This window comes from Caulobacter sp. Root1455 (assembly GCF_001426905.1).
In the GTDB taxonomy this organism is placed as follows: Bacteria; Pseudomonadota; Alphaproteobacteria; order Caulobacterales; family Caulobacteraceae; genus Caulobacter.
In genome coordinates, this window is sequence record NZ_LMFQ01000022.1 from 215,031 (window position 1) to 235,853 (window position 20,823).

The window sequence follows — 20,823 nt, forward strand, 5'->3', positions numbered from 1 at the left end:
CCCCTATGGGGGCGGACAGACCGCGAAGCGGTCAGGTGGGGGCAAGGGGGTGAGCCACTAACCCCGCTTCTTCGCAGCGTCCGCCAGGTAGTCCTCCAGGTTCGTCCACCCATCCCCGTTGCGGTCCAGCGCCCCGTCGGCCTTCCCGGGATTGAAGCCGTGCGCCTTCTCCCAGGCGTCCGGCATCCCGTCCCCGTCCGTATCGACCGCCGCGGCCCCCGCCGGCAGCATGGGCCACCCGCCCACCTGGGCCTGGCTGTCGATCTGCCTGCCGGTCTTGTCGCGCACGCCGGCCACCACGCGGGCGTCGACGCTGTCGCGGAACACCGAAGCCCCGGCGTCCTTCAGCACCCGCTCATAGGCGCTGGCCGCCGGATCGGCCGCCACCGGCGCGACGTCGATCGGCCCCGCCTGGCGCCAGCCCGGGGCCTGCAGCCCGCTGACCAGGCTCCAGGGATCCTCGGGCACGACGCCGTTCATGCTGTTGCCGGCGAACCAGGCCTTGGCCAGGCTGTTGCTTTCGTTGAAGGCGATGGGCTTTTCGCTGTCGGGCCCCATCACATAGGCGTTGTCGATGAAGCTGTAGGCCGCCAGGGCCGCCTTGTCGGCGTCGTAGCCGGCATGGCCCTTGCCCCAGTTGTAGAAGACGTTGGAGCGGAACTCGAAGAACGCCCCGACCGGGTCCTTGTCCGGCCCGTCGTAATTGCCCGGGCGCGGCATGCGGGCCAGGTGGTTGGCCCACAGATTGTGGTGGAAGCTGATCTTCGAGCCGCCACCGCCGCGGATCAGGCTGCCGTAGCCGTGGTCGCCTTTGGCGTGGATCGAGTGGCGCAGGCTCTCGGCGATGATCGACCATTGCACCGTGAGGTCATAAAAGCCCTGGCCTGGATCGTCGTAGCGGGCGCTGGCCGACAGGGTCTCGTCCACCGACCAGCTGGCCGAGACGTGGTCGAGGATGATCCGCCGGCCCGAATTGATCCAGATCGCGTCGCCCTCGGTCTTGCTCTCGTCGCCCAGGCGCGAGCGGATGAAGCGGATCACCACGTCGTCGGCGGCCACCACCAGGGTATGGTCGCGCAGGGTGATCCCGCCGCCCGGGGCGGTCTGGCCGGCGATGGTGATCTGGCCGTTGGCGATCTTCAGCTCGCTCTTCAGCGGGATCGTGCCGGCGACCTCGAAGACGATCGTGCGCGGACCCTTGGCCTCGATCGCGGCGCGCAGACTGCCGGGGCCGGAGTCCTCGAGGTTGGTGACCTTGATCACCGCCCCGCCGCGGCCGCCGACCGACAGCCTTCCAGCGCCCTCGGCGCCGGGAAAGGCCGTGACCTCGCGCGGCGCGGCCTGGGCCGCGATGGGGACCGCGATGGGGGCCGCGATCGGGGCGGCGGTCAGGGCCAGGGCGGCGGCCAGAGCGGTGCGGATCATCTGCGGTTTCCCCCATATTTCCGCGCACCATCCCCCGTCCCCGAATTCCTGTCCACCGGTGTCATTGGCTCACGGCAAGGCTTTACCGCGACGAAACATTGACAACGCTGTCGAGTATTGATGATTAATGAGGCAAAGATTGCCGCGAAACTGCACATATCCCCAGGCGTCATGCCGCGAAACACGCGAAAAGACGCGGCGAATTGTCCAACCCCCATCCCTGAAAGCTGACGCGGGTGTCATCCTCGCTTGTCTGGCGAGTGATTCGGCTATTCCGGGTCCCGCCGCCGGTTTCGGGGGAAACCTTTCATGGCAGACGAAAACGCCAGCCTCCGCCCAGAGCGAATCCTGGAGCTGAGCGAGCGCCTCAGCGCCGTCGCCGGCGAGAAGATCGGCGAGATCGCCTACGTCAACCGCTCGGCCAAGATGCTGGCCATCAACGCCCTGATCGTCGCCGCCCGGGCCGGCGAGGCGGGGCGCGGCTTCGCGATCGTCGCCGAGGAGTTCAAGACCATCTCCACCCAGATCGACGTGGTGGCCGCCGCCCTGGAGAGCCAGGTGCGCGCCGACCTCGACGAACTGACCAAGATCGGCGGGGCGATCCTGGGCCACCTGCGCGGCCAGCGCCTGGTCGACCTGGCCCTGAACGCCATCGAGATCATCGACCGCAACCTCTATGAGCGCACCTGCGACGTGCGCTGGTGGGCTACCGACAGCGCCGTGGTCGACTGCGTCGCCGCCCCCTCGCGCGAGGCGTCCACCTACGCCAGCCAGCGGCTGAAGGTGATCCTCGACGCCTACACCGTCTATCTCGACCTGTGGATCGCCGACACCAGCGGCCGGGTGATCGCCAGCGGCCGGCCCGACAAGTATCCGGGCGCCAGGACCGCCTCGGTGGCCGAGACCGACTGGTTCAGGAAGGCGATGCGCACCCGGTCGGGCGACGACTTCGCCGTCTGCGACATCGAACGGGTCAAGGCCCTGAACGACGCCCCGGTCGCCACCTACGCCACGGCTATTCGCGCGGGCGGCCAGGCCAACGGCAAGGTGCTGGGCGTGCTGGGCGTCCATTTCGACTGGAGGCCCCAGGCCCAGGCTGTGGTCGACGGCGTGCGCTTGACCGACGAGGAAAAGGCCCGCTCGCGCGTGCTGCTGCTGGACCAGAACCACCGCGTGCTGGCCAGCTCGGACGGCAAGGGCGTGCTGGAGGAGACCTTCAAGCTCGACACCACCAGCGGCGACATGGGCAGCTACGCCGAGGGCGCCCGCACCATCGGCTACGCCCTGACCCCGGGCTATGAGACCTACGGGGGCATGGGCTGGTACGGCTGCCTGGTCCAGACCTCGGAGGAGCAGAAGCCGGCGGCGACCTTTCGCCCCGCGGTGACGACGGCGCCGGTCGCCAAGCTCAGCGCCGCCTGATCAAGCCCTCTCCCCTCGCGGACGAAGGCGGGGGGCGGTGAAGGATTACGCCCTCACCGAGTTTCTCGCCAACGCCCTACCGGCACGCCGTCGGGCGCCTTCACCCCTCACCCTCCCAAGCTTCGCTTGGGCCCCTCCCTCTCCCCTCCGGGAGAGGGTTTCATGCCCTACGGCGCGCTCGCCACCGCCCACGAGAAGTCGGTGTGGGTCGACTGGGTGTTGAAGTAGGTCGGGTCGGTGAAGAAGACGATCGGCTTGTTGTAGTTGGCCGGATAGTTCGGGTTGGGACCGACCAGGGCGACGCCGTGACAGCTCACGCAGTTGGAGGTCACGCCGGCCGGGATGCCGGGCGAGGTCTCCAGATAGGGGTTGAAGCAGACCTGCATGGTCGAGCCGCCAGGGGTCGTCGTCTGGTCGTAGGCCGTGCAGCTGGCGTAGTTGTTCCACGGCCCGCCCAGCGCGCCGGGCTGGCCCTGCTTGCTGCCCGGGAAGTTGTTGGGCGTATCGGCCCCGGGCTGCCACCAGTAGGTCTGCCAGGTCCAGAACGGGATTTCCTTGGTGTTGACGTGCATGGCCAGCAGCACGCTGTAGTCGCCGGCCGCCGCGGCGGCGGGGCCGGAGACGCCGGTGGCGGCGTTGAAGTTCTGGGCCTCGGCGGCGTTCAACTGCGCGGCGTAGAAGGTGCTCAGCGGCGCCCACAGGAAGGTCTTGCAGGCGAGCCCCTGGGCCTGGACGCTGACGGCGCCGGCGTTGATCTCGGCCGAGGTGGCGGGGCGTACCGCTCCCGTCGCGCCCGGCTGGATCAGCACGCAGGTCGTCCAGGTGTCGGGCGTGGGATTGCCGGCGTTGGTCGAGGCCGACGGACCCTGCCACAACGGCTGGGCGGTCAGGCCGTTGGCCTTGACCAGCCCGAACACCGGCTTGGTCTCGATGGCGCGGATCGGGAACTCGTTGATGGCCCGGTTCTGGGGCGTGGTTCCTGTCGGCCAGGCGGCGTTCAGCTTGGTCAGGCTGGCGCCGCTGGCGTAGGAATAGGTCCCGCCGCCGGGACCGGCCTGCGGGCCGCCGATGAATGTCGCGGCCGGCGGATCGTACTTGCTGTCGACCGCGAGCGGGAAGTTGTCGGCGGCCGCCGTCGCCAGCGCCTTCAACCGGGCGTCCCGGGTGTGATGGAACTGCGCCGGCTTGAAGAACTTGCGTCCGGGGCTCGGCTTGGCCTGCTCGGCGGTGAGCGACGCGTTCGTGGCCTGGGGTTGCGGGAAGACGACCGAGGTGTCCGCCCAGGTGTCCCAGATCGGCAGCTGCTGATTGTTGACGGACTGGCCCGACGGGGCGGTCATGGCCTGCCAGAGGCTCCAGGCGTGAGCCCGGATCGCCGCCGTGTCGCTGTTGGCGATCCAGCCGTTGATGGTCGCGGCGGGAACCGGGAAGCTGGGGCTGTCGGGCAGCGGAACCGGCGTCACCGCGCCCGCGGTCTCCAGGGTCGCGCCCTCCTTGCCGCCGGTCGCGGCTTTCTTGGATCCATCGCAGGCCCCAACGGCGAGGAGCAGCATGGCGCTCGCCGCGATCAAACCGATATTGCGCATGTGCGCCTCCCCTGATCCGCGAACGCTCTGTCGGCGCTCGCGCGGGTAGTAACGACCGCGTCGCTGCAATCGTCAATAGCAAGTCACCTCAACGCTCGCATCGCGCGATTAGCGGAAAAATCGCACATGAACGGAATCTGTCGGACGCCCTGTCGGCGCCGTTCAGCTTCGCCTTGGCATGGTGCGTCTCACGGGGCCGACGGCTCCGGAGCATTCAAGGGACCAAGACCATGACCAAGACCAAGACCTTCAAGACCACCGCCCTCGAGACCATGATCGCGGGCCTGGCCATGACCGCCTCCGCCCTGGCCCTGGTCGCCGCGCCCGCCCCCGCCCACGCCATGTCGCAGAAGCTGGGCGGCGTGATCGGCTGCAACGCCTCGGGCGGCAAGCAGGAAGCCGGCGCCGTGATCGGCGGCCTGCTGGGCGCCGTCGCCGGCAACAAGCTGGCCAAGAACGACCGGGGCACGGGCACCGCCATCGGCGCCGTGGTCGGCGCGGGCGCCGGCTCCTACGCCGGCTGCCAGATGCAGAAGAGCCGCGCGGCCAATAACGCCGGCGGGGTCTACGTCAGCAACGGCATCCGGGTGTCCAACGCGGTCGACGCGGCCCCGATGACCAAGATCAAGGGCAAGTACGTCGCCCGCTCGACCCTGAACCTGCGCAGCGGCGCCACGACCCGCGCCCAGGCCGTGGGCTCGGTCCAGGCCGGCGAGACCTTCCAGGCCCTGGGCCGCACCGGCGACGGCAAGTGGATCCTGGTCGGCCAGGACGGCGTCGGCGTCGGCTACGTCTCCAGCGCCTACGTCTACCGCGCCTAGGCGCGAACGGATGGGGACATGCCCATAAGCATGTCCCCTACATGGGCCGCTTAGCGTCAGGCCCTAGTACGGCAAGCCCGTCCGCCCCCCGCGGACGGGCTTGTTGCTGTCTGGGCCCTAGGCGGGCTGCAGCGTACTGGCCTGCGGCTTGTGGGAGTCCAGCGCCGTGTTGGGGTCCGCCAGCTCGGTGACCGCCCCGGCGAAGCCCAGATATTCGGCCGCGAACGCCGGCGGCAGGACCTCGACCAGCCAGGTGTTCTCGACCCAGACCTCGACCACGTGGAAGTGGCCGCCGCGGTCGCAGACGAAGGCGTCCCAGCCCTTGGCGCGGGCTCGGGTCATGACGTCTTCCTGGGCCATGTCGACGCTCAGGGCGAAGTGGGTCGGCGAGCGGCGATCGGCGCCGTCCGCCTGTCGGAGGAACGCCGCGCCGGGCTCGCCGTTGGCGACCATGACGCTGCCCGCCGGATAGATTTCGATGCCGGTGCCCCGGCCGTCGGCCTTGAACACCATGAAGCTGCCGGGGTTCGGCGGAAAGTCGACGACGACGCCGCCCATGATGTCGGCGAAGAATTCGGCCGCGCCCTTGGGGTCGCAGGCGCTGACGGAGAGGTGGTGGATCATGTGGTTCCTGTGGATGTGGCGCGACCGGTCCCGCGGCGTGCGACGAGGTCACGCGCCTGGCTTTCGGCCCAAGAAATCTGGTGTTCACTGATCGGCGTTATCCGCCGAGGCCGCGCCATCTACGGGAGCGCCGACGGCGTCTCAACTTACAAGATCGTCATGAAACCGAATTAATCTTGTCCTCGGCGCCAGACCGGGCCGCCGTCTTGCTCCGGGTCCATGGCTAGGCTTCAGTGCGCGCCTGACCTTTTCCAGGACGCCTCAATGATCGCCACGACCCGCCGCGCCGCCCTGCTGTCGGCCTTCGCCACCGTCGGGGCCGCGGCGCTGGCCAGGCCGGCCTTCGCGCGCCAAGGGGGCTCTCAGACCGGCAAGGCCGGGGCGGCGATCGACCAGTTCGCCCAGGAGGTCATGGCCGCCTTCCCCGACGAGCCGGGCCTGGGGATCTGCGTGGTCGAGGACGGCCAGATCACCCTGGCCAAGGGCTATGGCGTGCGCCGCCTGGGCGGGACCGACAAGGTCACCGACTCCACCCTGTTCGGCGTGGCCTCCAACACCAAGGCCTTCACCGCCGCCGCCCTGGCCATGCTGGTCGAGGAGGGCAAGGTCGCCTGGGACGATCCGGTCACCAAATACCTGCCGGCCTTCGCTATGAGCGACCCGATCGTCACCAAGCTGATGACCGTGCGCGACCTGCTGTGTCACCGCTCGGGCCTGACCCTGGGGGCCGGCGACCTGATGATCTGGCCCAACCCCACCCACAGCCGCGCCGACATCGTGGCGGGGCTGAAGTACCTGCCGATCGGCGGCCAGTTCCGGGGCGGCTACGCCTATGACAACGTGCTGTACGTGGCGGCCGGCGAGGTGATCGCCGCCGTCACCGGCGCGCCGTGGGAAGTGTTCATCCAGAAGCGGATCCTCGACCCGCTGAAGATGACCGACAGCGTGCCCCTGCCCTCGCTGATCGGAAATCGCCCGCGCGCGGAGCCGCACGCCCGGATGGGCCCGCCGGTGCGGGGCCTGGGGCCGCAGACCGTGCTGCCGTTCGACGGCAGCTTCGACGCGGCCGGCGCCGCCGGCGGCCTCAACGCCAGCCCGCGCGACATCGGCAAATGGATGCAGGCGCAGCTGGGCCTGGGCACGACGCCAGGCGGGGCCAAGCTGTGGACCGAGGCCTCGGGCCGCGAGATGTGGAAGCCCCAGACCATCACCGCCTGGTCCGACGGACCGATCGCCGACAACCCGGTGCGCGCCAGCTTGCAGGCCTATGCGCTGGGCTGGTTCGTCAATGACCATCGCGGCGAGAAGATCGTCTGGCACACGGGGGGGCTGGCCGGCTTCATCTCCTATACCGGCCTGCTGCCGGGCCGGAAGTCGGGGATCATGGTCATGACCAACGCCGAGGAGAACACCGTCTTCCGGTCCCTTCGGTACGGCGGTCCCGACCGGCTGCAGGGGCGTGACGACTTCGACTGGATCGCCTCCAGCCGCAAGGTCCAGGCCGAGGCCGACGCCAAGACGGTCAAGGACGCGGCCGAGGCCATGACCCCCAAGGGCGGTGGCCCAAATGGCGGCGCGGCCCCTACCCTGCCGCTGGCGGCCTATGCCGGGACCTATCGCGATCCCTGGTACGGCACGGTGACGGTGTCGGTCGCCCCGGCCAAGAAGGGGGGCAAGGGCAAGAAGACGTCCCTGAAGATCGCCTTCGACAAGACCCCGGTCCTGCGCGGCGCCCTGGAAACCTTCGACGGCGACACCTTCAAGACCCGCTTCGACGACCGCTCGCAGGAGGACGCCTTCGTGGTGTTCTCGGTGAAGGCCGGCGCGGTGACGGGCGCCACGATGCGGGCGGTCTCGCCGCTGGCGGACTTTTCGTATGACTATCAGGATCTGAAGCTGACGCGCCTTTGAAACCCTCTCCCGGAGGGGAGAGGGAGGGGCCCACGCGAAGCGTGGGAGGGTGAGGGGTCACGCCCTCAGCCGGAGCGCCGCGCCGATGGCCTCGGCCACGCGGCCGTGATCGGATCCATGACGCGAGCTTGTTCGCGCCTGTGGGGATGGCAAGTGAAGCAATCGGGGTTTCGCTTTTAGCGGTGTCACCCCTCACCCTCCCACCGCTGCGCGGCGGGACCCTCCCTCTCCCCTCCGGGAGAGGGTTTCTTACAGCCGCCACCCCTGGGCGATGAACTGGATCTGCCTGTCCATCATCGCCGACAGCTCGGTCGCCGAGGCCTGGCCGCAGGCGGCCATGCGGTAGTTCCAGGCGTAGGCGGCCTTGAGCACGTCGATCGCCGTCTGCGGATCGAGGTCGGGACGGACGTCGCCGCGCTCGATCCCGTCCAGCAGCGTCTCGCGCAGCATCTCGGTCAGGCGCAGGTTGCGGCCGTACGGGGTGAGGCCCGGATCCTGGCTGGGGCTGTAGGAGGCCGCGATATGGGCCAGGAACAGCTTCACCCGCCGGGTTTCGAACTCGTAGTGGATGGCGAAGATCGAGCCCAGCCGGTCGGCCGTCGATCCGCGCAGGAACGGCACGACCCGGTCGAACTCGGCATAGAGTTCGCCCAGGCGCCGGTCCATCACATGGCTGAGCACCTCCGCCTTGGAGGCGAAGGTGGTGAAGACGCTGCCGACCGAGACCCCCGCCCGCTCGGCGATCGCCCGAATGGTGGTCTCTTCGTAGCCCGTCTCGTTGAACAGGTCGCGCGCGGCCTCGAGGACCTTCTCGCGGGTCGCCTGCTTCTGATCGTGTCTTACGCCCACGCACTGTCCCCCCGGATAGTCTGCGTCGCTCTACTTGATCCGACGGCGGACGCTCCGACAAAGAGCGTCCGCCCTTGGCCGTGATTACGCGCGTGCGCCCGCCAGGATGACTTTCAGTTGGTCCGAAAGTCGCGACAGCAGTGCCTCGACCGACCAGGCGTCGAAAATCGCCCGGCGATAGTTGGCGACATACACGTCCCAGATGATCTCGGCGAGCAGCTTAACGTCCGCGTCACTCTTCAGTTCACCACGATCGACGCCGCGGGTCAGCACGCCGTTCAGCAGGGCGAAGATGTGCTTGAGGTGACCGCGGTTGCGGCGCTCGGCCGGTTCCGACCGCGTCCAGGACACGGCGATGCTGGCCTGCAGCAGCGGCAGTTGCTCGACATGGAAGCCGTAGGCGACGGCGAACATGCCGATGACGCCTTCTTCAATGGTGGCGGCGTTGGCGCCGGCCTGCTTCATCTGGGCGTAGATGACTTCGTAGTCGGCGGTCAGGATCTCGTCGAACAGCTCGTTCTTGTCCGCGAAGCTGGCGAACACCGCGCCCGTCGACATGCCGGCGGCCTGGGCGATGTCGCGGATGGTCGCGCCTTCGTAGCCACGCTCGGTGAACAGACGGCGGGCGGCCGACAGGACGCGTTCGCGCGTGCGCTGCTTGGCCAGGGCCCGGCGCGTCAGCTTGACGGGGGTCTCGGTCGGGGACTCGATATTCAGGGATACAAAGCTCATTGGACGGTCTCCAGGCGAGCAAGCGCGGCTTCGGCGCGCTTCTCGAATTCAATGCAATATTCGTCGACGACATCCTTGAGGAGGTCGGCGTAGCGACGCGCCAGGGCGCGCCCGTCCTGCGCGGCGTCGCGCAGGTCGGTGATCAGTTGGCGGACTTCAGCCATGGCGTCTTCGCGCTCGGACGCGGAGAAGTCGGCGACGGCGATGCGAGCGCTCTGAGCCATTCTGTTTTCTCCTGCCTCCCCGCTGAAAAAGGGCGCTGACATGATCTGCGGTGAGGAGTTGATCATGTTCAACGAACGCGTACTGGAATTTGAAGGTGGCGCGTTTAGCCCCCGCCGCAAGGGTGCGCAACCCAAAAACATAACCAAAATCATCGAACAGCAGCGTTTCTGTCATCTATGGTACCGTTCGCGCCGGGTCACTGCGACAAATGCACTCAACGAACAGAGTCGGCGAATCTCGGTATGGAACTCGCTTGACGACTCGGGCCGCCCGGGTTCGGCGGACGCTCTGGCCAAGCCTGAGGCGAACGCCTACCTTTCGTCCCCATGAGTCACCTGTTCGATTTCCTGGTGCCGATCGCGCTGGCCGCGGTCCTGATCACCCTCTGCGTCGGCATCTACGCCCTGTTCCGGGGCGGCGATTTCGGACGCTCCTATTCCAACAAGCTGATGCGCCTGCGCGTGGCGCTGCAGTTCCTGGCCGTACTGGTGCTGGTGGCCGCCTTCTGGTGGCGAAACCACTGAAGCGGACGATCGTTCCGGATCTCAGAGGGGATCGAACCTGGACGACCGTCGCGCTTCAGCGATCAACGCGATGCAACGCTAAGCCACTGGACGTCGCGCGCCGGAACTGATCGACGGGCGAGGAGCAACACGGGCTCTCCATGGACGTAAGCTGAGCATGGCGACGCGGCGAAAGCGCTGGGGCAAGTTGCCCTAGGACATTTTGGCAGAGGGAGCGGCCCGATGGTGACGCTGAACCGCATCTACACCCGCACCGGCGACAAGGGCCTGACCCGGCTGTCGACCGGCCAGCCGGTCAGCAAGGCCTCGCTGCGGGTCGAGGCCTATGGCGGGGTCGACGAGACCAACGCCTTCATCGGGGTGGCGCGCCAGCACACGAAGGGCGACGCCGAGCTCGACGCCCTGCTCGAGCGCATCCAGAACGACCTGTTCGACCTGGGCGCGGACCTGGCCACGCCCGAGCAGGACGAAAAGCCCGTGTGGGAGCCGCTGCGGGTGGTCGACAGCCAGGTCGAGCGGCTGGAGCGCGAGATCGACGCGATGAACGCCCGGCTCTCGTCCCTGACCTCGTTCGTGCTGCCGGCCGGCAGCCCCGCCTCGGCGGCGCTGCACGTGGCCCGCACGGTCTGCCGCCGCGCCGAGCGCAAGGTCGTCGAGCTGATGGCCGTCGACGGCGAGATCGTCGGCGAACCGGCCCTGCGCTACCTCAACCGCCTGTCGGACCTGCTGTTCGTCGCCGCCCGCCGGGCCAATGACGACGGCGCGGCGGACGTGCTGTGGAAGCCGGGGGCGACGCGGTAGTTCCGAAAACCCTCTCCCAGAGGGAGAGGGTTTCAAGTGTCTAAGAGCCCTACTTCCCCTTCCCGATCACGAACCGGCCGACCTTGATCGCACCGTTGTCGCCCTTCTTCAGCTCGATGGTGAAGGACTCCTGCTTTTCGCCGGGACGGCCCCAGTCGCGGAACAGGCGCACGCGCACGGTGCTGGGGCCGTTGGGGTCCAGCACGTCCGAGGCGTAGACATTGACCCGCAGCACGTATTCGCCGTCCGGCGCGCGATGCAGCAGGTACTCCTCGGGCCCGAAGCCGGCGGTCATGTCGTTGGACAGCCGCCCGCCGGCCGTGGTGGCGGGGTGGCTGTAGATCGCCCGCTCGCCGGTGGCCTCGTCGACCCACAGGTCCATGTCGGTCTTGTCGGTGTTCCAGTCCAGCACCGCGCGGATGTCGACGTCGAGCAGGGCGACCAGGCGCGGGTCGAGCACCGACTGGTCCAGGCCCACCGCCTTCATCCGGGCGATCAGGTGGTTGACCTCCATCAGGGCGATGACCTCGACCCCGTCATAGGCGCGGTCCCAGGGGCGGACGATCACCTCGTTCAGCAGGTCCAGCGCCCGGCGGTAGTCGGCCTCGCGGGCCTTGCCCTTCGCGCCGTCGCCGCGGGCGATCAGCACCAGGGCCAGGTCGCGGCGGGGCTGGGGACGGTCGGGCTCGAGGAACAGGATCCGCTCGCGCAGCCACACCGCCCGGTCCAGGGCGCCGTAGGCCTGCAGCCGGTCGGCGACGATGATCATCGTCTTGCCGTTGGCGCCCGGCACGTCCAGGGCGCTGAGCACGACCTGGGCGGCGTCGGCCTTGCGCCCCGACCGGGCCAGCTGCTCGGCGACGTCGAAATAGAAGGCCGGGGCGGCGCCGTACTGCATTTCCAGCTCGACATAGCGGTCATGCCAGCCCTGGGGCGAGGCGGCGGCCAGGGCCTTCAGATAAGGCCGGTCGGGGTTCCATTCGGCGGCTTCCACCGTGATGCTTCTGTCCGGCGCCGCCTCGGCGGCTGGCGGCGGCGGCGGCGGCGGGGGCGGGGGCGGCGCGTTCGCGGCCGGCGCCCTTCGCATAGCCTGATCGCTGAAGCCTTGGCTTCGCGCGCCCGTGACCGCCACTTCATCGACGCTCTCCCCGGGCGCGGAGGCGTACGCCGCCGGCGGCGGGGGCGTCGGGGCCGGAATCTGAAGCGGGGGCGCGCCCGTCGGCATGGGCTGGCCTTCCTCGCGGTCCCGACGCGAAATCTCTTGCGGCTTGTGGACCGTGGTCCACCACGTCTTCTGCTTGGCCCAGGCCTCGACGATCGTGTCCAGGCGGGCCGCCCGGAGCTGGGCCTCCTGGCTCTTCTGGGCGATCACCGCCCGGCGATAGCCGTCGGCCATCGCCTCGCCGGCCGAGGGCGGCGGCGCGACGCCGGCCTCGACATAGTCGGAGACGTTTTCCAGCACCACGAAGCTGGCGTCCTCGGTGGCGACATTGTAGCGCCGCGCCAGGGCCAGGGCCTCGTCGCCGTCGGGACGGTCGGTGGCCAGCAGGGCGGCGACGGCCTCGCGGCCCCACAGCACGCCGACCCCGTCGAAGGCCTGGACCGTTCCATCGAGCGGCAGGGTCTGGGTCACGCCAGGGCTCGCGAACTTCAGGGCGCGAGCGGCCGGGGTCTTGCCGATGATCCACCAGCGGCCGCTGGGCCCGGCCACCAGGCGATGCTCGACGGCCTGGCCGTCGTCGGCGGTCAGGGTGAAGGGCGGCGGCCCGACCGAGGTCAGGCGCGCCAGGGCGGCCTCGGCGTCGATCGCCGACAGGTCGACATGCGTCCCGCCGCCGCGCTCGGCCAGGACCGACAGGAAATTGCGGTCTGCGTCCTTGGCGCTGGACAGGGCCAGGGTCCGGCAGGGCGGCGGCTTGGGATCCCAGCCGTCCACGGTCATCCGGCCGTCGGAGACCAGGATGCAGGTGTCGGCCTTACCGCTTCCCGCCTCGAACACGCCCTTCAGCGAACTGGCGCCGCCATAGAGCAGGCCGCGCAGCGCCGCCTCCAGGGCCTCGCCGGTGGGGGTCGACAGGGTGACGGCGCGGGGCGCGTCGTCGGCGAAGGTCACCACCTCGATCGACCGGGGCTTTGCCGCCTCGACATAGCGGCGCAGCACGGCGATCTCGCCCTTCAGGTCGTCGTCCGAGCGCGAGCGCGAGCGGTCCCAGTAGACGCGCAAGCGGCCCGCCGCGGCGGCGTGGACGTCGAACGGCAGGCGCAGCTCGAAGAACCGCTCGCCGTTGGCGTGGCGGCTCAGCGCCAGCGGCCCGGCCGACCGCCACGGACCGATCTTCAGCCCCTCCGACAGGGCCGCGTCCTTGGCCTCCATCGTCGCCGTCACGCCATCGCCCTGGCCATCGGGGGTCTTGGACCAGGTTTGTGGGAAACCGTTCGCCGTGACAACCGGCGGGGCGGCGGCGCCCAGCACGGTGACGGTCGCCCGGTAGTCGCTCACGGCCGCCTCGCTGGACAGCGGCAGCGCGAAGCTCCCGTCGGCGGCCAGGGGGCTGACATAGCGCAGGCGGATCGTGCGGCCCTGCCCCGGCAGGATCGGATAGACCTGGGTGTGGAAGTTGTTGTCGGCGGTCACCTCGGCCAGGCCCGGGTCGATCCCGGCCCGCACGCGACTCTCATAGACCAGCCGCGCCTGGCGCTTGCCGGTCAGCACCCCGTCGACCATGCGGCCGCCGACGTCCAGGGCGTAGCCGTTGACCACCGCTCCGGCCGGCAGGACCAGGGTGAAGTCGCCTTCCATGACCGTCTGGGTCGGGTTTTCGAAGCGGGCCTCGATCGTGGTCTGGGCCAGGCCGCCGGCCAGGGTCGTGCCGACCTCGAGTCGGGCGATCTTCAGGGCCTTGGTCTGCTTGCCTTCCGTCCCCGCGACGCCGCGAGGCTTGGCGATCAGCACCGGATTGGCGGTCTCCGCCGCCCAGGCGCCGACGCTGGACAGGGCCAGAACAGCCGCGACCAAGACAAGCTTCATGACCTACGCCTCCCTTATTAGGGAGAGCCTAGGACGAAATTACATGTGTAGACAATAGGCTTGGCCGTAGAGCCTATTTCGGCGCGTGTTCGGCCCGGGGGCCTTTCATCTTGTTCGGATCGGTGTTGATCGGCGGCACGTTCAGCGGCCGGCGGGTCAGGGTCTCGATCGGATAGATGGTGCCGCACTTCATCCAGCGGCCGGCCCACGCCCCGCCCCGCGCTTCGCAGCGCGCCTTGGGCCAGACCCACAACGAGTGATAGGCGAAAACGCCGACGCAGGACGCCAGGAAGATGGCGAAGAAGGTCCATTGCAGGCGGGTGATGTTGCTTCTCATGAGCCGCCTCATACTGGCCCGCCGCGAGGCTGGCCAGAGGCTAAAGCGCGCGGCGACGCTTCCGGCCGATCGACCGCTTAAGTGTGCAGCGCAGCAGACGCAGGCAGCGAAGTATCGTACAACTGTTTGAACGTAGCGGACGCTAACGCATTACGCTTACGTCAGGGGAAACTTGCAAACCTGCGCGGACACGCTAATCCCGTCGGCGCAGGCAGGAAAAACTAGCCAGGAGGCGGCGTAGACCGATGAAGGTTCTGGTCCCGGTCAAACGGGTTATTGATTACAACGTGAAGGTCCGGGTGAAGCCCGATCAGACCGGCGTCGACCTGGCGAACGTCAAGATGTCGATGAACCCCTTCTGCGAGATCGCGGTCGAAGAGGCCGTGCGTCTGAAGGAAAAGGGCGTCGCCACCGAGGTGGTCATCGTCTCCATCGGCCCGCAACAGGCGCAGGAAACCATCCGCACGGCCCTGGCCATGGGCGGCGACCGCGGGATCCTGATCGTCACCGACGCCGATCCCGAGCCGCTGGCCGTGGCCAAGCTGCTGGCGGCCGTCGTGGCCGAGGAAAATCCGAACCTGGTCCTGATGGGCAAGCAGGCGATCGACGGCGACAACAACGCCGTGGGCCAGATGCTGTCGGCTCTGCTGGGCTGGCCGCAGGCCACCTACGCCTCGGCTGTTGAAGTGTCGGGCTCGACCGCCAAGGTCACCCGCGAGGTCGACGGCGGCCTCCAGACCCTGGATGTCGACCTGCCGGCCATCGTCACCGCCGACCTGCGCCTGAACGAGCCGCGCTACGCGTCCCTGCCCAACATCATGAAGGCCAAGAAGAAGGAGATCGTCAGCAAGACGGTCGCCGACTACGGCGTCGACATCACGCCGCGCCTCAAGGTCGTCAAGGTCGCCGAACCCGCCAAACGCTCGGCCGGCATCAAGGTGGAAACCGCCGCCGACCTCGTCTCCAAGCTCAAAACCGCGGGGGTGCTCTAATGGCCGTTCTCGTCGTCGCCGATAACGACAACGCGCACCTGCGCGATGGCACCCACAAGACCGTCACCGCCGCCCTGAAGCTGTCGGGCGACGTGGACGTGCTGGTGCTGGGCAAGGGCGCCAAGGGCGTCGCCGACGCCGCCGCCAAGATCACCGGCGTGCGCAAGGTGCTGCTGGCCGAGAGCGACGCTCTGGGTCATGGCGTGGCCGAGGCGGAAGCCGACGCCGTGCTGGCCCTGGCCGGCAACTACGACGCGATCCTGGTTCCGGCCACCTCGGGCGGCAAGAACTTCGCCCCCCGCGTCGCCGCCAAGCTGGACGTCGCCCCGATCAGCGAGATCGTCGAGGTCGTCTCGGCCGACACCTTCGTTCGTCCGATCTATGCCGGCAACGCGCTGGAGACCGTCCAGACCTCGGACGCCAAGAAGGTGATCACCGTTCGCCCCACCGCCTTCGCGGCGGCGGCGGAAGGCGGCTCCGCTCCCGTGGAAACGGTCGGCGGCGCCGACGCGGCCAAGACCCGCTTCGTCAGCGAAGAGATGGTCAAGTCCGACCGTCCGGAACTGGCCGCGGCCAAGATCGTCGTCTCGGGCGGCCGCGCCATGGGCTCGGCCGAGGAGTTCCAGAAGGTGATCGAGCCCCTGGCCGATAAGCTGGGCGCCGCCGTCGGCGCCTCGCGCGCGGCGGTCGACGCGGGCTACGCCCCCAACGACTACCAGGTCGGCCAGACCGGCAAGGTCGTCGCCCCGGCGCTGTACATCGCCATCGGCATCTCGGGGGCCATCCAGCACCTGGCCGGCATGAAGGACTCCAAGATCATCGTCGCGATCAACAAGGACAGCGACGCCCCGATCTTCCAGATCGCCGACTACGGCCTGGTGGCCGACTACAAGTCCGCCGTGCCGGAACTGATGGACGCCCTGACGGCGGCCGGGAAGTAAGGCTTTCGCGGTTTGCGAATAGAGAAGGCCCGGGAGCGATCCCGGGCCTTTTTCTTTGGGTCTCCTCACCCGCATCGCGGGGGAGGTGGCGCGATGCGAGTACGCATCGTGACGGAGGGGGCGCGGCCGCCGCCGAACGCCCCCTCCGTCTCGTCGCTGCGCGCCGAGCCACCTCCCCCGTTTCACGGGTGAGGAGAAGATCACCGCGGGCTGTGGATCGGCGCGCTGGCGTCCCAGGGGACTTCGGCGTTGGGCACGGGCGGCCCCAGCTTGTCGACCGAGGCGAACAGGAAGGTCAACACGGCGAGGCCGGAGATCAGAAGCAGTTTCATCGGAGCACCTGTGAGCATGGGTCGCGGCCGAAGCCGCTTTGCACAGCTAAAATGCCCCCGAGAGACACGCTTTACGAACGATGGTATCTGCGCGAACTTGTCAGCCTGCCTAACAAGCCGTGAGCCCCATGCGCCTGCCGCCGTTCCTGACCCTGACCGCCCTGGAGGCCGCCGCCCGCCATCGCAGCTACAGCCGCGCGGCCCGCGAGCTCCACGTCACCCACGGCGCGGTCAGCCAGCAGATCCGCAAGCTGGAGGACGAGCTGGGGACCAAGCTGTTCGTCCGCCAGGGCAACGCCATGGTCCCCACCGCCACCGGCCAGCGCCTGGCCGACCAGGTGACCACCGCGCTGGCCGCCCTGCACGCCGGGGTCGACGAGGCCCGGCTGGCGGCGCGCGGCCCGCTGGTGATCAGCAGCAGCGCCGCCTTCGCCAGCCGCTGGCTGGTCACCCGCCTGGAACGGCTGGCGCGCGAGACCGACGAGCCCGACCTGATCGTCCGCGCCGAGGACCGGGTCGCCGACCTGACCACCGACGGCGTCGACATCGCCCTGCGCTTCGGCTGCGGCGTATGGCCCGGCGTCGAGGCCGCCACCCTGATGATCGAGCGGATCTTCCCGGTCTGCAGCCCCGACTTCCTGGTCCGCCACCCGATCCGCGAGCCGCGCGACCTGCTGGACGCGCCGCTGCTGCGCCATGTGGGCCTGCCCTGGTCGATGTGGCTGACGGCCATGGGCGTGGACGAGGCGCCGCGCCAGCAGGGCCTGGGCTTCGAGGACACCGCCCTGATGCTGGACACCGCCGCCCACGGGGTGGGCGTGGCCCTGGCCCGCAGCGGCCTGGCCGAACGCGACCTGCGCGAGGGCCGCCTGGTCCGCCCCTTCGCCGGCGAGGTCAGCGTCGAGACCGGCAACCACTTCGTCTGGCGGGCCGACAGTCCGAAACTGGCGCGGATCCTGAAGCTGCGCGACTGGTTCCTCGCCGAGACGGCGGATTTGCGGGCGAGTTGAGACTGTCATCCCGGACAAGCGCGCAGCGCGCCGATCCGGGACCGACGCCTGAGCTCAGCGCTTCCTGCGGTCCCGGATCTTCACCCCGGCTGCGCCGGGGCTCGTCCGGGATGACAAGGGCGCGGGCGGCGTGGAGCTCGCCCTTTCCGCCGTCACACGCCCGCGCCTAGCCGCCCCGTTCGCACCCCAGCACGGCCCCGACCACCAGGGCCAGCGCGCCCACGGTCAGCAGGACCCACTTGGCCAGGGTGGCGATCCGCGCCGCGCGCGCCGCGCCGTCCCGGGCGCCCTTGGCGATCATCCAGGCCTCGAGCCCGTCCTCGACCAGGTCGGCGATCGCCGCCAGCAGCACCAGGCCGGCCGCGGACCGGAAGACCGGCGTCAGATAGGCGTGGACCGGGACTCCGGCGCCGGAGACCGGCTGGTTGGCGATCAGCAGCAGGGCCAGCACCACGGCGAAGCCCGCATAGCCGGCGATCAGCAACAGGTCGAAACCGAACGCGGCCCAGACATAGGCGAAGACCTTGGATTGGTCGGCCGACGCGGCCCGCCAGCGCGCGACCGCCCGGTCGAAGGCCCCGGCCGTCCGACACCGTTGCAGGCCCAGCGTGGCCGGCAGCTTCATCTTGCGCAGCTTCCTGTCGGCCCAGCCGACGGCGAGGGCGCCGACCAGGGCCGCCAGGCCCGTCGCCGCCAACCACGCCCACAGGTCCAGGCGCTTCATCTGGCCCGGCGCGGGGCGGGTCTGGCCGCCGCCGACGACGGCGGTCGGATCGACGTCGAGCAGAATGTCCCGCACCCGGGTCTCGGCCAGGCAGGCGCTCTTCATCTTCAGGTCCTGCGCGATGAGCAGCTGGCCCCCTTTCGGCGTCGGCCGGATGCCCAGGGCCTCGTCCGCGTGCTGCATGGCGCTCTTGGACAGCGCCCAGTCCATCGGCACCTGGCCGCTGCTGGGCTTGCACAGATGCACCAGGCGGTAGGTCGGCGAGACGCCCCACTCGCCGGCCTCCTCGGGACCCGCCGTCGCCGCGGCCTCGCCCGGCGCGGGGCGGTCGTCCGGGGCGATGTCGCCGCCGTGGTTGCGCACGGTCTGGGCCAGGGCCATGGCCGCCGCCGTGTCATGGGAGCCGCGCGACGCGGCCAGGCCGAGCAGCGGCCCCAGCAGGTCGGGCGCGAAGTTCTGCGGCTTGGCCCTGAACAGCGGGTTGGGCTCGCATCCGGGCGGCGTCTCGCCGTCGGACGGGGCCTCGCAGACCTCGGCGCCCGCCCGGATCAGGTCGGCGGCCGTGTCGTCCGTGTTGGTGGCGTTGTTCAGCTCGATGAAGACCGGCTTGAGCTTGAAGTTCCCGGCGTTGGCGAGGCGCAGGGCGGCCGCGGCCACGTCGCCCATCGTCGTCACCCCGCCGCCGTCGAAATAGCCGCCGTCCAGCAGATGGCCTTGGCGTTCGCGCTTCGCGTCGATCAGGGTCCCGCCGGGGCTGACCAGCGGGAAGCGCGCGCCGTTGTGGATGGCCGTGGAGATCCGCACGTCGCGGCCGGCCAGGGCGTGGAAGTCGACCGCGTTGGGAAAGTCCTCGGGCGTGATGGCGACGTCGGCGGTGATGATGCGCCGGCCGTCCTCCTGCCGCGCGCCGTTGATCATCACGATGGGCAGCCAGGACGGGGCGGGCGAACCGGCCGCCGGGCGCCACAGCGACAGGAACGGCTTGGTCCAGAGATCGGCGTCGCGGCACCGCGCAAGGCCGGGCCCAGGGTCGATATCGGCGTCGTCCGGATGCAGGCAGTGCTGCCGCCACCCGGCTTCGAAGCCCGTCTCCAGGGTCTCGGCGCGGTCGGGCAGAAGGGGCACGGCCACGGGCAGGAAGCGCTGCGCCAGGTCGGGAAACAGCAGGCCCGACACGGCCGGGCTGAGATAGTCGATCCCGGCCACCTCGGCCAGGCTGTCGGCGAACGGCGCGCCGGACAGGTCGGGCCGGTCGGCCAGGGTCGAGACATAGGCCATCACGCCCACCGAACCGCCCGAAACGCTGCTGATGGCGAACACCCGGTCGCTGAAGGGCTTGGGGCCCTGGGTTTCGTACTGCAGCTTGCCCAGGACGTCGGCGGCCCAGTAGCCGGCGCGCGACGCCCCGCCTTGCGCGGCCACGAAGACGATCGGCGTCTCCGGGCCGTTCGGTTGACACGCCTGGGGCCCCTGGGCCGCGCACCAGGCCTTCAGCCGCATGGCGATCGTGTCCTTGCCGGTCCGCGGGTCGGGGCGCTCGGCCGCGTCCGGGGCAACCGGGCGGGCGGGCGGCAGCGGCATGGCCCGATCGGCGTCCGCCCGGCGCTGCAAGGTGCGGCGTCCGATCGCGTGGTTGTCGTTGACGAGGCTGAACGCCAGGGCCAGGAACACCAGCCCGGTCAGCACCGGCAGGCGGGTCGCGCGGCTGGCGTGCAGCATGGCGGCCAGGGCGGCGGTGATGAAGGCCAGGCCCAGGAAGACGATGCTGATGGCGCCCAGGAACTGGGACGGCCCCACCGGCCAGACGCACAGAAGCGCCATCGACCCCAGCCCCAGGACAAAGGTGGCCCAGCGGGTCAGTCGGCTGAGCTGGCGATGGTCCAGTCGAAAATAGACCGTGACGCGGCGCCGGGCCCAGAGCACGAACACAGCGACCAGGCCCAGCGCGAAGAAGATGTAAGGCAGGGCCCAGAGGTCGACCTCGGCCCGCAAGGTCGCCACCCCGGCGATGAAGAACGGCCCGCCGCCCAGGAGGCGCGGCGTCCACTCGCGCAGCCAGGCGATCAGCCTCGACTCCCGCTGCTGCCGGGCGAACGCCTGGGGCGCGCGCCGCCTGTGCTGTTCGATGATGTAGCGGGTCCAGAACCAGCACTGGAATCCGTAGAACGCGGTGGCCAGCACCATCCAGCTGGCCTTGCAGGTGTCCGACCCGGCGGTCACCGCCAGGTCCGCGCCCTGCTCCATGAACATCAGCGCCGCGCAGACGACCAGCAGGGCGGCGACCGCCGGCGCGCCGCGAATGGCCTCCAGGTCGGTGACGAGCGAGGCCCAGAGCGCCTGGATCGGCGCGAGCAGGTGCGCGACGCGGCCGCGGACGGCCGTCAGGGCCGACGCCCTCTTCGGTGGTTTGGCCATCGCCCCAGCCCCCCAGGTCGGCGACCCGTCGCGCCGCGGCGATCAACCTAGCGTGGCCCCGGAAGTTTTCAATCTATGAGAACGGTCGAGCCGACGCTCTCGCCAAGGCGGCGCCGCGCGCGCC

Annotated in this window: 19 protein-coding genes; 9 read left to right on the forward strand and 10 right to left on the reverse strand. The window is 69.7% G+C overall.

Going from position 1 to position 20,823, the window contains the following annotated elements:
• Window positions 1-57: 57 nt before the first annotated feature.
• On the reverse strand, window positions 58-1,425 hold the full coding sequence (locus ASD21_RS15515) for a pectate lyase (protein ID WP_442856978.1): 1,368 nt from the start codon (window positions 1,423-1,425) through the stop codon (window positions 58-60).
• Between the two features lie 309 nt (window positions 1,426-1,734).
• Between ASD21_RS15515 and ASD21_RS15520 the strand changes: the two genes are divergently transcribed.
• Window positions 1,735-2,847, forward strand: a complete 1,113-nt coding sequence (locus tag ASD21_RS15520; RefSeq protein ID WP_056443026.1) for a cache domain-containing protein — start codon at window positions 1,735-1,737, stop codon at window positions 2,845-2,847.
• Between the two features lie 167 nt (window positions 2,848-3,014).
• Here ASD21_RS15520 and ASD21_RS15525 read toward each other — a convergent pair whose 3' ends face one another.
• A complete protein-coding gene (locus tag ASD21_RS15525; RefSeq protein ID WP_056443029.1) occupies window positions 3,015-4,433 on the reverse strand; it encodes a hypothetical protein in 1,419 nt (472 codons plus the stop codon).
• A 230-nt stretch (window positions 4,434-4,663) separates the two neighbouring features.
• Between ASD21_RS15525 and ASD21_RS15530 the strand changes: the two genes are divergently transcribed.
• Entirely contained in the window at window positions 4,664-5,254 is a 591-nt protein-coding gene (locus ASD21_RS15530; RefSeq protein ID WP_056443032.1) for an SH3 domain-containing protein, read from the forward strand.
• A gap of 117 nt (window positions 5,255-5,371) precedes the next feature.
• Here ASD21_RS15530 and ASD21_RS15535 read toward each other — a convergent pair whose 3' ends face one another.
• Window positions 5,372-5,878 carry a VOC family protein gene (locus ASD21_RS15535; protein ID WP_056443034.1) on the reverse strand — a complete coding sequence of 169 codons (507 nt, stop codon included), beginning with the start codon at window positions 5,876-5,878 and terminating at the stop codon, window positions 5,372-5,374.
• A 264-nt stretch (window positions 5,879-6,142) separates the two neighbouring features.
• Here ASD21_RS15535 and ASD21_RS15540 point away from each other — a divergent pair, with 264 nt between their 5' ends.
• On the forward strand, window positions 6,143-7,789 hold the full coding sequence (locus ASD21_RS15540) for a serine hydrolase (RefSeq protein WP_056443036.1): 1,647 nt from the start codon (window positions 6,143-6,145) through the stop codon (window positions 7,787-7,789).
• Window positions 7,790-8,038: 249 nt separating this feature from the next.
• On the opposite strand, the gene ASD21_RS15545 is transcribed toward ASD21_RS15540, so the two are convergent.
• The 3 genes from ASD21_RS15545 to ASD21_RS15555 form a co-directional block, all read right to left on the reverse strand.
• Window positions 8,039-8,638, reverse strand: a complete 600-nt coding sequence (locus tag ASD21_RS15545) for a TetR/AcrR family transcriptional regulator (protein WP_056443039.1) — start codon at window positions 8,636-8,638, stop codon at window positions 8,039-8,041.
• Window positions 8,639-8,722: 84 nt separating this feature from the next.
• Entirely contained in the window at window positions 8,723-9,370 is a 648-nt protein-coding gene (locus ASD21_RS15550) for a TetR/AcrR family transcriptional regulator (RefSeq protein ID WP_056443043.1), read from the reverse strand.
• Complete coding sequence (locus ASD21_RS15555) at window positions 9,367-9,594, reverse strand: hypothetical protein (protein WP_056443045.1); 228 nt, start codon at window positions 9,592-9,594, stop codon at window positions 9,367-9,369. The genes ASD21_RS15550 and ASD21_RS15555 overlap by 4 nt, the downstream gene beginning before the upstream one ends.
• A gap of 64 nt (window positions 9,595-9,658) precedes the next feature.
• Between ASD21_RS15555 and ASD21_RS24010 the strand changes: the two genes are divergently transcribed.
• From ASD21_RS24010 to ASD21_RS15565, 3 genes are all read left to right on the forward strand, one after another.
• Window positions 9,659-9,925, forward strand: a complete 267-nt coding sequence (locus ASD21_RS24010) for a hypothetical protein (protein WP_156390792.1) — start codon at window positions 9,659-9,661, stop codon at window positions 9,923-9,925.
• Window positions 9,922-10,119, forward strand: coding sequence for a twin transmembrane helix small protein (locus ASD21_RS15560; RefSeq protein ID WP_056443047.1), 198 nt, complete (start codon window positions 9,922-9,924; stop codon window positions 10,117-10,119). The genes ASD21_RS24010 and ASD21_RS15560 overlap by 4 nt, the downstream gene beginning before the upstream one ends.
• Window positions 10,120-10,341: 222 nt before the next feature.
• Window positions 10,342-10,920 (forward strand): cob(I)yrinic acid a,c-diamide adenosyltransferase, encoded by a 579-nt coding sequence (locus ASD21_RS15565; protein ID WP_056443050.1) that lies wholly within the window; start codon window positions 10,342-10,344, stop codon window positions 10,918-10,920.
• Window positions 10,921-10,969: 49 nt separating this feature from the next.
• Here ASD21_RS15565 and ASD21_RS15570 read toward each other — a convergent pair whose 3' ends face one another.
• Window positions 10,970-13,948 carry a VIT domain-containing protein gene (locus ASD21_RS15570; protein ID WP_056443054.1) on the reverse strand — a complete coding sequence of 993 codons (2,979 nt, stop codon included), beginning with the start codon at window positions 13,946-13,948 and terminating at the stop codon, window positions 10,970-10,972.
• Between the two features lie 73 nt (window positions 13,949-14,021).
• Complete coding sequence (locus ASD21_RS15575; protein WP_056443056.1) at window positions 14,022-14,285, reverse strand: hypothetical protein; 264 nt, start codon at window positions 14,283-14,285, stop codon at window positions 14,022-14,024.
• 245 nt (window positions 14,286-14,530) lie between these two features.
• On the opposite strand from ASD21_RS15575, the gene ASD21_RS15580 reads away from it, so the two are divergent.
• Together ASD21_RS15580 and ASD21_RS15585 are read left to right on the forward strand one after the other, a co-directional pair.
• Window positions 14,531-15,277: an electron transfer flavoprotein subunit beta/FixA family protein gene (locus tag ASD21_RS15580; RefSeq protein ID WP_056443059.1), complete on the forward strand. Its 747-nt coding sequence runs from the start codon at window positions 14,531-14,533 to the stop codon at window positions 15,275-15,277.
• Complete coding sequence (locus ASD21_RS15585; RefSeq protein ID WP_056443063.1) at window positions 15,277-16,218, forward strand: electron transfer flavoprotein subunit alpha/FixB family protein; 942 nt, start codon at window positions 15,277-15,279, stop codon at window positions 16,216-16,218. Before ASD21_RS15580 ends, ASD21_RS15585 begins: the two co-directional genes overlap by 1 nt.
• A 200-nt stretch (window positions 16,219-16,418) precedes the next feature.
• Here ASD21_RS15585 and ASD21_RS25070 read toward each other — a convergent pair whose 3' ends face one another.
• On the reverse strand, window positions 16,419-16,550 hold the full coding sequence (locus tag ASD21_RS25070) for a hypothetical protein (protein ID WP_268761030.1): 132 nt from the start codon (window positions 16,548-16,550) through the stop codon (window positions 16,419-16,421).
• A gap of 128 nt (window positions 16,551-16,678) precedes the next feature.
• On the opposite strand from ASD21_RS25070, the gene ASD21_RS15590 reads away from it, so the two are divergent.
• Window positions 16,679-17,560, forward strand: coding sequence for a LysR substrate-binding domain-containing protein (locus ASD21_RS15590; RefSeq protein WP_056443066.1), 882 nt, complete (start codon window positions 16,679-16,681; stop codon window positions 17,558-17,560).
• Window positions 17,561-17,726: 166 nt separating this feature from the next.
• Here the strand turns inward: ASD21_RS15590 and ASD21_RS15595 are convergent, their stop codons facing one another.
• The gene (locus tag ASD21_RS15595) at window positions 17,727-20,699 is read right to left on the reverse strand and encodes a hypothetical protein (protein WP_056443069.1); all 2,973 of its coding nucleotides are present in this window, start codon (window positions 20,697-20,699) and stop codon (window positions 17,727-17,729) included.
• Window positions 20,700-20,823: the final 124 nt, after the last annotated feature.